At 56.7% G+C, this 12,789-nt stretch carries 15 protein-coding genes; 10 read left to right on the top strand and 5 right to left on the bottom strand.

The genetic code is table 11. From position 1 onward, the window contains the following. Positions 1-241 precede the first annotated feature (241 nt). Positions 242-583 (top strand): PA4575 family protein, encoded by a 342-nt coding sequence (locus AC3ISI_RS24935; protein ID WP_046028575.1) that lies wholly within the window; start codon positions 242-244, stop codon positions 581-583. 5 nt (positions 584-588) lie between these two features. On the opposite strand, the gene AC3ISI_RS24930 is transcribed toward AC3ISI_RS24935, so the two are convergent. Continuing rightward, positions 589-2,418: a hypothetical protein gene (locus AC3ISI_RS24930; protein ID WP_489334242.1), complete on the bottom strand. Its 1,830-nt coding sequence runs from the start codon at positions 2,416-2,418 to the stop codon at positions 589-591. A gap of 171 nt (positions 2,419-2,589) precedes the next feature. Here AC3ISI_RS24930 and AC3ISI_RS24925 point away from each other — a divergent pair, with 171 nt between their 5' ends. From AC3ISI_RS24925 to bamJ, 3 genes are all read left to right on the top strand, one after another. Then, positions 2,590-3,078, top strand: a complete 489-nt coding sequence (locus tag AC3ISI_RS24925) for a TIGR00645 family protein (protein WP_027924206.1) — start codon at positions 2,590-2,592, stop codon at positions 3,076-3,078. Positions 3,079-3,292: 214 nt separating this feature from the next. Next, entirely contained in the window at positions 3,293-3,604 is a 312-nt protein-coding gene (locus AC3ISI_RS24920; protein WP_489334241.1) for a DUF6482 family protein, read from the top strand. Between the two features lie 121 nt (positions 3,605-3,725). Then, positions 3,726-4,343, top strand: a complete 618-nt coding sequence (bamJ, locus tag AC3ISI_RS24915; protein WP_223515490.1) for a BamJ family beta-barrel-assembly machinery protein — start codon at positions 3,726-3,728, stop codon at positions 4,341-4,343. Between the two features lie 119 nt (positions 4,344-4,462). Here the strand turns inward: bamJ and AC3ISI_RS24910 are convergent, their stop codons facing one another. The 3 genes from AC3ISI_RS24910 to AC3ISI_RS24900 form a co-directional block, all read right to left on the bottom strand. Beyond that, entirely contained in the window at positions 4,463-4,720 is a 258-nt protein-coding gene (locus tag AC3ISI_RS24910) for a PA4570 family protein (protein ID WP_489334240.1), read from the bottom strand. 206 nt (positions 4,721-4,926) lie between these two features. Continuing rightward, the gene (locus tag AC3ISI_RS24905) at positions 4,927-5,268 is read right to left on the bottom strand and encodes a zinc ribbon domain-containing protein YjdM (protein WP_046028563.1); all 342 of its coding nucleotides are present in this window, start codon (positions 5,266-5,268) and stop codon (positions 4,927-4,929) included. Positions 5,269-5,457: 189 nt separating this feature from the next. Continuing rightward, positions 5,458-6,426: a polyprenyl synthetase family protein gene (locus AC3ISI_RS24900; RefSeq protein WP_489334239.1), complete on the bottom strand. Its 969-nt coding sequence runs from the start codon at positions 6,424-6,426 to the stop codon at positions 5,458-5,460. A 239-nt stretch (positions 6,427-6,665) separates the two neighbouring features. Here AC3ISI_RS24900 and rplU point away from each other — a divergent pair, with 239 nt between their 5' ends. From rplU to AC3ISI_RS24875, 5 genes are all read left to right on the top strand, one after another. Continuing rightward, the gene (gene rplU, locus AC3ISI_RS24895) at positions 6,666-6,980 is read left to right on the top strand and encodes a 50S ribosomal protein L21 (protein ID WP_003176051.1); all 315 of its coding nucleotides are present in this window, start codon (positions 6,666-6,668) and stop codon (positions 6,978-6,980) included. A 34-nt stretch (positions 6,981-7,014) separates the two neighbouring features. Further along, the gene (rpmA, locus tag AC3ISI_RS24890) at positions 7,015-7,290 is read left to right on the top strand and encodes a 50S ribosomal protein L27 (protein ID WP_007943982.1); all 276 of its coding nucleotides are present in this window, start codon (positions 7,015-7,017) and stop codon (positions 7,288-7,290) included. Positions 7,291-7,483: 193 nt separating this feature from the next. After that, positions 7,484-8,707, top strand: a complete 1,224-nt coding sequence (cgtA, locus tag AC3ISI_RS24885) for an Obg family GTPase CgtA (RefSeq protein WP_008037904.1) — start codon at positions 7,484-7,486, stop codon at positions 8,705-8,707. Between the two features lie 137 nt (positions 8,708-8,844). Further along, positions 8,845-9,963 carry a glutamate 5-kinase gene (gene proB, locus AC3ISI_RS24880; protein WP_027924199.1) on the top strand — a complete coding sequence of 373 codons (1,119 nt, stop codon included), beginning with the start codon at positions 8,845-8,847 and terminating at the stop codon, positions 9,961-9,963. 12 nt (positions 9,964-9,975) lie between these two features. Next, positions 9,976-10,443: a CreA family protein gene (locus AC3ISI_RS24875; protein ID WP_489334238.1), complete on the top strand. Its 468-nt coding sequence runs from the start codon at positions 9,976-9,978 to the stop codon at positions 10,441-10,443. Positions 10,444-10,623: 180 nt separating this feature from the next. On the opposite strand, the gene rpsT is transcribed toward AC3ISI_RS24875, so the two are convergent. Then, entirely contained in the window at positions 10,624-10,902 is a 279-nt protein-coding gene (rpsT, locus tag AC3ISI_RS24870; protein ID WP_007942340.1) for a 30S ribosomal protein S20, read from the bottom strand. Positions 10,903-11,154: 252 nt separating this feature from the next. Between rpsT and murJ the strand changes: the two genes are divergently transcribed. Next, the gene (murJ, locus tag AC3ISI_RS24865) at positions 11,155-12,693 is read left to right on the top strand and encodes a murein biosynthesis integral membrane protein MurJ (protein ID WP_489334237.1); all 1,539 of its coding nucleotides are present in this window, start codon (positions 11,155-11,157) and stop codon (positions 12,691-12,693) included. The last annotated feature ends 96 nt before the right edge of the window (positions 12,694-12,789 follow it).

Below are 12,789 nucleotides of genomic sequence, written 5' to 3'. Positions count from 1 at the left end.
GACTGAAAGTCCGTCATCGCGAGCAGGCTCGCTCTCACATTTGTATGGGGTGCAATCTGGAAAAGTGCCATCACTCTGGCGTCAAGCTTCACACAATGACCATTCGGCGCCTTCTGGTCTCACCTGACCTACGGGGCGGACTTTTCTTCTATTCTCTGCTCAGGGATATCGACAGTAATCACTGGAACGAGACAGCTCCTCTGCGGGGGGCTGAATACCGGATCTACCGAGGGTCGCCGCCATGTCGCGCAACCTCTGCCTAACCCGTCAATGCCTGGGTCTTGTAACCCGTATCGAATGTGCCATCCGCCCTTTGGCGGGAGATACGGGCATGTGGACTTTGCTCTTCGCCGCCGGAATGGCCGGCGAGCAGCCTTCAGCCATCAAGGCGCAAGGCCCGTTTCATGGTCCTTTCGTAGCTGAATCAATCCTCGACACCATTGTTGAAAGCCTGACTTTGCACGGCTACGAACTGGCCGACGACCCACAAATCTGGTGCCTGCACCTGCAAGCCCAGCTGCGGGAAATCAACGGCGGCCGTTGCCGTAATCTCGGTGGCTTCGAGTACCGGCCCGATCACTGAGCGGGTTATTGATCAAGTTGGCTTGGATCAGCCTTGGACAGTTGGACCTCGAAACCATATTGCACGGTGGTGAGGTCGGTTCGCTGATAGCTTTCCAGGTGTGTCGGTTGACCATAAAAGTAATGCACCTCGAATAGCGTCGGGCCCTCGGCGCTTGCGTCATGCGTGACTGCAAGAATCTCTTTCAGGTAGTTCCCGCTGTCGTCCTTGGCGAAAAATCGCCAGTCTTGCGCAGGGAACAGCTTCATATCCACTACCAGCGCATTGCCTTTGAGCTCCAGGCCCTTGGGCAATTTTCGGGTGTCGAGGGCCTGCTTCTCGATCGTGGCCAGAAACAACGGCATGGAGCCCACTGCATACGCTGGCGTTTGCGGAAACAGGTTCAGGTCATAGGTGATCGTGCCGCGCAGAGGGTCGACCTGATAAGCCTGAGGTGGCAGTTCGATTGGCTCATCGCGTTTGCCGCTACTGTCCGCGGTAAAAAAACTGAGCGGGCTATCGGCAAGGCTGAAGGAGCTGCCGAGCAACTCGTCATTGAAACTTCTGGGGTGATCGAACTCGATGCGCGCAGCGCTCGGGTCTTCCACCGACTGATTGATGTTGATGCTTTTTTTCAGCTGTTCCTCACTCAATGTCGCGCCCTTGAGCCAGTTCGGCGTCTGATCGTCATACACCACCACTGGCATGGTCAGCGGCGGGATGGTTTTTTCCGTGGTGTGCGGGTCAAAGCGGCGTATCGGCAGGTTAAGGTCTTTGCGGGTGACAGTGGCGGCCGAGAAATCCAGCAGACTGACCTCAAGGGTCTCGATCGGCCCGTTGAAGTACACCTTGGAGTAATGCTTTCCCTGCTGCTGCTCGAACGTGTGCTGTTCTTCATTGAGCTGTTGTTCGAAAGCCTCGCTCCAGGTTTTCTGCTGCTGCATTTTCACCAGTTGTTTTTGATAGAAGGCAATTTGCGTGGCGGTTTCATTGATCGAGCCTGCGCGCGAGAGAAATTGCCCGGTGGTGTCTTTGGCCTGAACAATCAGTGGATTCAACGGAGTTTCACCGACTTCGGGGGCCAGTGGCGCGCTGTTGTTGTATTCAATTTCGGCGTAGTTCTTGTCAAGCTTTAACAGGGTGACACTGAGGTTGTCGTTGGTGCGCGTTTGGCCGACGTCCTTTTTGGTCAGGTCGAAGCTGTAGAGCCGGCGCGGCGCGATCACTTCGACTTTGCCCTGCAGGCTCACCGGTTGCGGCTGGTTTTTTTTGTCGACATCCAGGCCTTCGATGAAGGGGTAGGTCACCGTCAGGTCATCGGGGCTGGTCAGGTTGGAGCTCGACGGGCTGAACTGGATGCCTGGATCGGTTTCCGACCATTCGGGTTGGAAGGGGATGATCCGTTTGTTGTTCAGGGTCACCGATTGCCATTCCAGTCCATGGGGGAAAAGGAACGTCGCCGGAATACTGAAATTGAAGGGGAATACCGGTTGCAGATCGGTCAGGTAATCGGAACTGGAGTCCTTGTGCAGCACGAACAGGCCATTGATGTAGGTATCGACGAGGGCCTGGGGCGTGGGGTAGTGCTTGAGCACGGCGAGGGTGTCTTCGCCGTATTCGGTTTCCACCGGTTTGCTGTCGAGCTTGAGTTGCGCACGTTCGAGCAACAAGAGTGAGCCGCCGAGTTCAGAGACCGCGTCCTTGAGCTTCGGGTCCTGGATCTGATCCAGCGACTGCTCGAACTGTGCGGTTTTTTCCTCGAGGCTGACTTGACGCTTATCCTCGCTGGGCGAGCACCCGCTCATTAGCAGGATCAGGCAAATGCCGGTACTCGTTAAAGGCAATCGCACATCCATTTTCCAGTCTTCCTGTCCGATGTCGCTGAGCGGTCAATAGTCTGGACACTAGCAGAAAAACTTTATGACACATGCGCAGGTAGCGGATTTTTCGACGGTTTCTGGCTGCTTCTGGGTGTAGACAGGTGGCTGGTATACTCGCGGCCATTTTCAACCCACGTGTGAGACTCAATGGAACGCTTTATCGAAAATGCAATGTACGCCTCCCGGTGGCTGCTGGCGCCGATCTACTTCGGGCTATCCCTTGGTCTGCTGGCGCTGGCGCTGAAGTTCTTCCAGGAGGTTTTCCACGTAATTCCCAACGTCTTCTCGATGGCAGAGTCGGATCTGATTCTGGTGTTGTTGTCGCTGATCGACATGGCGCTGGTGGGCGGTTTGCTGGTGATGGTGATGATTTCCGGTTACGAGAACTTCGTCTCTGAACTGGACATCGATGACCACAAGGAAAAACTCAACTGGCTGGGCACCATGGATTCATCTTCGCTGAAGATGAAAGTGGCCGCTTCCATTGTGGCAATTTCCTCAATTCACCTGTTGCGGATCTTCATGGACGCCAAAAACGTCGATCCCGAGCATTTGAAGTGGTACGTGATCATTCACATGACGTTCGTCGTGTCGGCATTCGCCATGGGCTATCTGGACAAGCTGACCAAGCACTGACTTCGCACAACCCCCTGTAGGAGCCTGGCTTGCCAGCGATGGCATCACCGCGGTTTATCGTCAGACCGAGTTGATGCCATCGCTGGCAAGCCAGGCTCCTACAAGGGCATTGGGTCGAACCGGACGGGTGGTGTGATTTCTGGCTTGTACTTTGAGGCGCCGAGGCCTATCCCTGTAAGTAGTCTTGGCTCGCTCTACTGTATGAGGTGCATTCATGAACCTTGTTGAACTACGCGCTTATGCCATCGCAGGGAAAGTCGATGAGTTAAACCTGATCTCCATGGAGGGCGGGATCTACCTGCTGGAGGCGCGCATGCATGGTGCCGCGTATCCGCTGAGTGATGCCCGCGATCAAATGTTTCAACTGCGCTCGGTCGAGCACGCACGGCAAGTGCTTCATGCCTTCCCTTCCTTACCCTTCAACCTTGTTCACGCCTCGGTTCATGATGAAATGTGCGGACTGGGTGGGATCGTGGGGGAAAACCTGAAGGTGCCGATTGCCTTCCGCTCTTCCTGGCATCACTGACGGCTCTGATCAACGCAATGACATCTGTGCTAGTCTGCTGGCCCTTTTGGTTCCGGGCGCTCCGGGATGCGCTGTGCGAGCACGGCGAGTTCCTGAGCCGTCCGCACAGCGGAGCAATGTCATGTCCGAAGTAAATCTGTCCACCGACGAAACCCGCGTCAGCTACGGTATTGGCCGTCAGCTGGGCGACCAACTGCGCGACAACCCGCCTCCGGGCGTTAGCCTGGACGCGATCCTGGCGGGTCTGACTGACGCCTTCACCGGCAAAGAAAGCCGTGTTGGCCAGGAAGAAATGTCCGCGAGCTTCAAGGTGATCCGCGAAATCATGCAAGCTGAAGCCGCTGCCAAAGCTCAAGCCGCTGCTGGCGAAGGCCTGGCTTTCCTGGCTGAAAACGCCAAGCGTGATGGCATCACCACCCTGGCTTCCGGCCTGCAATTCGAAGTGCTGACTGCCGGTGAAGGCGCCAAGCCAACCCGTGAAGATCAAGTACGCACTCACTACCACGGCACCCTGATCGACGGCACTGTGTTCGACAGCTCCTACGAGCGCGGCGAGCCTGCAGAATTCCCGGTTGGCGGCGTGATCGCTGGCTGGACCGAAGCCCTGCAACTGATGAACGCCGGCAGCAAATGGCGTCTGTACGTGCCGAGCGAACTGGCTTACGGCGCTCAAGGCGTTGGCAGCATACCGCCGCACAGCGTACTGGTATTCGACGTCGAACTGCTCGACGTTCTGTAATACCTTGATCTTGTAGGAGCGAAGCTTGCTCGCGAAGGCGGTGTGTCAGTCAACGATGACGTTGAATGTGATGGCCTCTTCGCGGGCAAGCCTCGCTCCTACAGGGTTTTGCGCCATCTTCATATTTCGATCTTGTGGTGCAGTTCACTCGACGGGCGCAACGCCCGGGCGTAGCAGAACAGAAACAGATTACGAACCAGTTCCTTGAGCACCACCGGCTCGCTGGAACTCAAGTCGCTGACGTCCAGATCCCCCTGATCCTGCAACTCGTTCAAGGCTTCTTCTTCAAGCACCGCACAGACTTCCCCGGTTTCCCGATGCAGGATCCTGAGGTAAGGGTGTGGGCGGTCCAGCCAGGCATCGATCAAATAAGTCACGTCTCATCTCCATTGAATGGGTTTCAATGAGAATAATTCTTATTCGTCAAATAGCAAGAGCCTATTGGCGCGTTGTGTTTTTTTCCGGGTAAAGATTGCGACAGGTCAAAACGGCTGGCGTTTGGCTATTGCGCGTGCAGGTGGGATGAAGCGGGAGGAGGGCGAAGCACCATCCCACGCGAGGCGCGGGATGGAATACAGCCGGTTCAGACTTTTCTGACGAACTCGGATTTGAGCTTCATCGGGCCGATTCCGTCAATCTTGCAGTCGATATCGTGATCGCCATCGCACAGGCGGATGTTCTTGACCTTGGTACCGACCTTGACTACCAGCGACGTACCTTTGACCTTGAGGTCCTTGATCACGGTGATGGTATCGCCGTCCTGCAGGACATTGCCGACCGAATCCTTTTTCACGGTGTCATCGGACGCCACGTCGGCTTCGCCGCTGGCCGACCATTCGTGCGCGCACTCGGGGCAGATCAGCTGTGCGCCGTCTTCATAGGTGTATTCGGAATTGCATTTTGGGCAAGGTGGCAACGTGCTCACTAAAGCTCCTTGAATTCAGGATGGCTAAAAAGCGCACATTATATAGGGTTTTAGGCGGGTGGTGGGGCAGCACGTTCCCTGTGGAAGCCGGGCTTGCCCGCGATGCAGGTACTTCGTATCAGAAGCACCGCAGTGATGGCATCGCAGGCAAGCCAGCTCCCACAGGGGCCGGGTTCCAATCAGTGGATATCAGTGCGTGCGGGCTACCGCAAACTCGCTCAATTCGACCAATGCATCGCGATACTCGCTGGCAGGCAGCGCCTCGAGGCACTTAATCGCTCGGGCCACGTAATCACGGGCCAGTTGCGCGGTGTATTCCAGCGAGCCAGACGCTTCTACCGCTTCGCGGATGCTTTCCAGGTCTTCGATGCCGCCTTTCTGGATCGCCTTACGCACCAGTGCAGCCTGTTCCGGCGTGCCTTCGCGCATGGTGTAGATCAGCGGCAGGGTCGGCTTGCCTTCGGCTAGATCGTCACCGACGTTCTTGCCCAGGGTTTCGGCGTCGCCTTTGTAATCCAGCAGGTCGTCGACCAGTTGGAAGGCCACGCCCAAATGGTCGCCAAAGGTGCGCAGGGCTTCAGCCTGTTCCGCTGGGGCTTCGCAAAGAGCGGCCGCACTGTGGGTCGACGCCTCGAAAAGCATCGCGGTTTTGCCGCGGATGACTTCCATGTAGGTTTCTTCAGTGGTGCTGGCGTCACGGACCTTCGACAGCTGCAACACTTCGCCTTCGGCGATGATGCGGGTCGCTTGCGAAAGGATCTTCATCACCGGCATGGAGCCCAGTTCGACCATCATTTCGAAGGAGCGCGAATAGAGGAAGTCGCCGACCAGTACGCTCGGTGCGTTGCCCCACATGGCGTTGGCGGTCGAGCGGCCACGGCGCATGCCGGACATGTCGACCACGTCGTCGTGCAGCAGCGTGGCGGTGTGCAGGAACTCGATGGTCGCAGCCAGCAGACGCAGGTCATCGCCTTCGCGGCCCAGCGCCTTGCCACACAGCAACACCAATAAAGGACGCAGGCGCTTACCGCCAGCCGAGGTAATGTAATCGCCGATTTTCGATACCAGCGGCACTCGGGAAGTCAGCTGTTTCTTGATGATACCGTCGACGGCGCTAAAATCGTCCGCCACCGCGCGGTAGAAAGCTTGGGGTTGCATCAGCGACAGTTGCTCCAGAAGGGTTGCGCGGCATGCTAGGACCCACGTCGGCGAGTGTCAAGGCGCGATGGACGGCCTCTTGCATCGCTCCGGCGGCTTGCGTACAATCGCGCACCCTGAACTTCCTGGGCAGCACCTGCCTTACGCAATTGCAAAAAGGCCTCCAGCCTTATGCAGCCATGCCAGCCAATACCTCTTCTTATAAAGAGCTGGGTGAGCAGGATTATCGGAGAAATACCATGTCGTACGCAGTAATTGTTACTGGTGGCAAGCAATACAAGGTCGCCCCAGGTGAATACCTGAAGATCGAAAAACTGGAAATCGCTACCGGCGAATCCGTTACTTTTGATCGCGTTCTGTTGGTCGCCAATGGCGATGACGTGAACATCGGCGCTCCAGTTGTTGCTGGCGCTACCGTTGTGGCTGAAGTGATCTCCCAAGGTCGTCACGATAAAGTCCGCATCATCAAGTTCCGTCGTCGTAAGCACCACATGAAGCGTATGGGCCACCGCCAGTGGTACACCGAGATCAAAATCACCGGTATTCAGGCTTAATTTCAGCCTAATTCCTCACTAGGAGAATTGACTCATGGCACACAAAAAAGCTGGTGGTAGTACCCGTAACGGTCGCGACTCAGAAGCCAAACGCCTTGGCGTGAAGATGTATGGCGGCCAGGTTATCATTCCGGGCAACATCATCGTGCGTCAGCGCGGCACCCAATTCCACGCCGGTTACGGTGTTGGCATGGGTAAAGATCACACTCTGTTCGCTAAAATCGACGGCGTGATCAAGTTTGAAGTAAAAGGCGCTTTCAATCGCCGTTACGTAAGTATTGTCCCGAAGACTGACGTCGTCGCGGCATAATTACGTGGTTGCTGGAAAAGCCCTGTCTTGCGACGGGGCTTTTTCGTTTGTGGGGTGAGTCTCTTGCAAAGCTGTTTGTGATGGGCTCCAGCGCAGGTTTTGCGGTCGTTGATTGAGGTCGCTGCGCTCATTTTTGCAAGAGTCTTATGTCTAGATTTTTTCGGCTCGTCCGTATGGCGAGAGGCGTTTTGTTATGAAGTTTGTTGATGAAGTATCGATTCGAGTAAAGGCCGGCGACGGCGGCAACGGTTGCATGAGCTTCCGTCGCGAAAAATTCATTGAAAACGGCGGCCCGAACGGCGGTGACGGTGGTGATGGCGGCTCGGTCTACATGATCGCCGACGAAAACCTCAACACCCTGGTCGACTACCGTTACACCCGTCACTTCGATGCCGAGCGCGGTTCCAATGGTGGCAGCACCGACTGCACCGGCAAGAAAGGTGAAGAGCTGGTGCTGCGCGTACCGGTCGGTACCACTGTCATCGATGCGGCCACTCAGGAAGTAATCGGCGACCTGACCAAGGCTGGTCAGAAGCTGCTGGTGGCTCATGGCGGCTGGCACGGTCTGGGTAACACCCGTTTCAAATCCAGTACCAACCGCGCTCCGCGTCAGACCACTCCGGGTAAACCGGGTGAGGCGCGTGACCTCAAGCTGGAAATGAAAGTGCTGGCTGACGTCGGTCTGTTGGGCTTGCCGAATGCCGGTAAAAGTACGTTTATCCGCTCGGTCTCGGCCGCCAAGCCGAAAGTTGCCGATTACCCATTCACCACCTTGGTGCCGAACCTGGGCGTGGTCAGTGTCGATCGCTGGAAGAGCTTCGTAGTCGCGGACATTCCGGGCTTGATCGAGGGTGCTTCCGATGGCGCCGGCCTGGGGATTCGCTTCCTCAAGCACTTGTCGCGTACCCGTTTGCTGCTGCACCTCGTGGACATGGCGCCGCTGGATGACACTAGCGCACCGGATGCGGCTGAAGTGATCGTGAGCGAGCTGACCAAGTTCAGCCCGTCCCTGGCTGAGCGTGATCGTTGGTTGGTGCTGAACAAGTGTGACCAGATTCTTGAAGAAGAGCACGATGCTCGCGTCAAGGAAATCGTTGATCGCCTGGAGTGGACTGGTCCGGTCTACGTGATCTCGGCCATCTCCAAGCTCGGCACCGAGCGTCTGTGTCACGACATCATGCGTTACATGGAAGATCGTGCTGATCGTCTGGCTAACGACCCTGCCTACAAGGAAGAGTTGGCTGAGCTCGATCAGCGCATCGAAGACGAAGCGCGTGCTCAGCTGCAAGCCCTGGATGACCAGCGTGCCCTGCGCCGTAGCGGCGTGAAGTCGGTCCATGACATCGGTGATGATGATTGGGACGAAGAAGATGTGGATGACGAAGACGGTCCGGAAATCATTTACGTGCGTGACTGATTCGTTGCAGTAAACTTAAGCGCCGCTCAATCGAGCGGCGTTTTAGTATCTGGAAATCGATCGTTGGTCAGTAATAGCCACGATTAACGTTACGGGCAGTGCCAGGTCGCGCTGCCCTCAAGCTAAGGTTGAAGATGATGCGGAGCAAGGTGACAGGTGCGCAGCGTTGGGTCGTGAAGATCGGTAGCGCTTTGCTGACAGCGGACGGCAAAGGCCTGGATCGCGCGGCAATGGGTGTCTGGGTCGAGCAGATGGTGGCTTTGCATGAAGCAGGCGTCGAGCTGGTGTTGGTGTCTTCCGGGGCTGTAGCCGCGGGCATGAGCCGTTTGGGTTGGACCGTGCGACCCAGTGCGATGCACGAGTTGCAGGCTGCTGCCGCCATCGGTCAGATGGGCTTGGTGCAGGCCTGGGAGTCGAGCTTTGCCGAGCATGGTCGGCACACCGCGCAGATTCTCCTGACGCACGATGACTTGTCCGACCGCAAACGTTACCTGAACGCCCGCAGCACCTTGCGCGCTCTGGTGGAATTGAAGGTTATCCCGGTGATCAATGAAAACGACACCGTGGTAACCGACGAAATCCGTTTCGGCGACAACGACACGCTGGCGGCGCTGGTCGCCAACCTGGTCGAGGCTGACTTGCTGGTGATCCTTACGGATCGCGATGGCATGTTTGACGCCGATCCGCGCAACAACCCTGATGCCAACCTGATTTACGAAGCGCGTGCCGATGATCCGGCGCTGGACGCGGTGGCGGGTGGTACTGGCGGCGCGTTGGGGCGTGGCGGTATGCAGACCAAATTGCGTGCTGCGCGTCTTGCGGCCCGTTCTGGGGCGCACACCATCATCGTTGGTGGGCGTATTGAACGCGTACTGGATCGCCTGAAGGCGGGTGAGCGCATCGGCACCTTGCTCTCGCCGGAGCGTGGCATGCTGGCAGCGCGCAAACAGTGGCTGGCCGGGCATTTGCAAACCCGTGGCACGCTGGTGCTGGATGGTGGTGCGGTGAAAGCGCTGGCCCAGGATCATAAAAGTTTGCTGCCGGTGGGCGTCAAGCTGGTTCAAGGTAGTTTCCGTCGTGGCGAAATGGTGGTGTGCGTGGCGCCAGATGGTCGCGAGATCGCCCGAGGCCTCGCTAACTACAGTGCGCTTGAGGCGCAAAAAATTATCGGTCAGTCGTCTGAGGCAATTGTCGGTTTGTTGGGTTATATGGCTGAGCCGGAACTGGTTCACCGCGATAACCTGATTCTGGTCTGAGGGAATGCCCGAATGCGCGTAACAAAAGGATTGTTGGGCCTGCTGCTGGCAATGCCGCTGCTGACTTCGGCTGAGGAAATTGGCCAGGTATCAACGGTGTTCAAATTCGTCGGCCCGAACGACCGTATCGTCGTTGAGGCGTTTGATGACCCGAAGGTCGATGGCGTGACGTGCTACCTGTCGCGCGCCAAGACCGGCGGCGTGAAGGGTGGATTGGGGTTGGCGGAAGATCGCGCCGAGGCCTCTATCGCTTGCCGTCAGGTCGGTCCGATCAGTTTCAAGGGTGAGCTGAAAGATGGTGATGAGGTGTTCAAGGAGCGCACATCGCTGGTGTTCAAGACCATGCAGGTGGTGCGTTTTCTCGACAAGAAACGCAATACGCTGGTGTATCTGGTCTACAGCGATCGTTTGATTGAGGGGAGTCCGCAGAATGCGGTGACGGCGATCCCGATCCTGCCGTGGGCTCACGCTCAGCAATAACACGCAAAACCAATTGTAGGGGTGAGCCTGCTCGCGATAGCGGTTAGTCAGATAAGCATTTACTGACTGACACACCGCTATCGCGAGCGGGCTCGCTCCTGCATTTTTTTGCGATGTATTCGATAAATCGCAGGCAATAAAAAACCGACCCTGAGGTCGGTTTTTCAACAAGCTTATCGCTTAAGCGGCAACAGCAAGGTTCAGAGCCTTGACGTGACCGTTCAGGCGGCTCTTATGACGAGCAGCCTTGTTCTTGTGGATGATACCTTTATCGGCCATGCGGTCGATAACTGGTACGGCCAGAACGTAAGCAGCTTGCGCTTTAGCAGCGTCTTTTGCGTCGATGGCTTTAACTACATTCTTGATGTAGGTACGAACCATGGAACGCAGGCTGGCGTTGTGGCTGCGACGCTTCTCAGCCTGTTTTGCACGTTTTTTGGCGGAAGGTGTGTTGGCCACCGTCGAGCTCCTCGAAAGACTTTTTAGGAAATAGCAAACAAAATAGGCCGCGAATCATGCCGATGAGTTGATGTCTTGTCAAGGGCGGTTGAGACGTTCCGCTAAGTGGTAGGTATAAAGAGGCGGGATATTTATTTCCGGCGCTTGACCTGTAAACTCGCGAGCTTTGGCTCTGTGCTGCTGCGGCGCGGAGTATCGCATAAGTAGGCGCTTTGTTCGCCTGCTGTTTATCGACAGGCACAAACTCTTTCAATGAATCTGCTCAAATCGTTGGCCGCCGTCAGCTCTATCACGATGATTTCCCGGGTTTTGGGGTTTGTTCGTGACACGCTTATCGCACGTACATTTGGTGCCGGGATGGCGACGGACGCCTTCTTTATCGCCTTCAAACTGCCCAACCTGCTGCGGCGGATATTTGCCGAGGGGGCGTTCTCCCAGGCTTTCGTGCCGATTCTGGCCGAATACAAGAGCCAGAAGGGTGAAGAGGCGACGCGAACGTTTGTTGCGTACGTCTCGGGCCTGCTGACGCTGGTGCTGGCGCTGGTTACAGTATTGGGGATGATTGCTGCCCCCTGGGTCATCTGGGCGACCGCGCCGGGATTTACAAATACACCAGAAAAATTCGAGCTGACCTCCAGCCTGTTGCGGGTGACCTTTCCGTACATCTTGTTGATCTCCCTGTCGTCCCTGGCCGGTGCGATCCTCAATACCTACAACCGTTTTTCGGTGCCGGCCTTTGTGCCGACCCTGCTCAACGTCAGCATGATCATCTTTTCGCTGTTCCTGACGCCGTATTTCGACCCGCCGGTCATGGCGTTGGGCTGGGCGGTTCTGGCGGGTGGCTTGGCGCAATTGCTCTATCAGCTGCCGCACCTGAAAAAGATCGGCATGCTGGTGTTGCCACGCCTGAACCTGCGTGACAGCGGCGTCTGGCGGGTTATGAAACAGATGCTGCCGGCGATTCTCGGCGTGTCTGTGAGTCAGATTTCGCTGATCATCAACACCATCTTCGCGTCGTTCCTGGTGGCCGGTTCTGTGTCTTGGATGTACTACGCCGACCGCTTGATGGAATTGCCGTCCGGCGTATTGGGTGTGGCGTTGGGCACGATTCTGTTGCCGACGCTGGCCAAAACCTACGCCAGCAAGGACCGTCACGAGTACTCACGCATCCTCGATTGGGGCTTGCGCTTGTGCTTCGTCCTGGTGTTGCCGTGTTCGCTGGCACTGGGGATTCTGGCTGAGCCGCTGACTGTCTCGCTGTTCCAGTATGGTCAGTTCAGTGCCTTCGATGCATCGATGACACAACGGGCGTTGATCGCTTATTCAGTCGGTTTGCTGGGCATTATCGTGATCAAAGTGCTGGCGCCGGGCTTTTATGCGCAACAAAACATCCGCACGCCGGTAAAAATTGCAATTTTCACCCTTGTGGTGACCCAGTTGTTCAACCTGATGCTGATCGGACCGCTGGCCCATGCCGGTTTGGCCCTGGCCATCAGTGCCGGTGCCTGCCTCAACGCCGGGTTATTGTTCTATCAATTGCGCAAGCAGCAGATGTATCAGCCGCAGCCGGGCTGGGCGAAGTTCGGCGCCAAGCTCGTCATCGCCGTATTGGTCATGTCTGCGGTGTTGTGGGTCGGGATGCATTTCATGCCGGCATGGGATCAGGGGCATATGCTGGAGCGGTTCCTGCGCCTTGGCGCCTTGGTCGGGGCCGGCATCGTCTCTTATTTCGGGATGTTGCTGTTGATGGGCTTCCGTTTGCGCGACTTCAATCGCAAGGCATTGAGTTGAGGTTGCGGCCTCGTTAAACACGGGCGAGTCGGTGGTTTTGTCGGCTCGATCACTTTGGTTACGGTGTTGCCTGTCGTCGGCCGCCGGGTGTGGTTA

Source organism: Pseudomonas sp. GL_139_B, from assembly GCF_057834475.1.
Note: the sequence above shows the minus strand (reverse complement) of the source record. Positions and strands in the feature narration are given on the sequence as shown.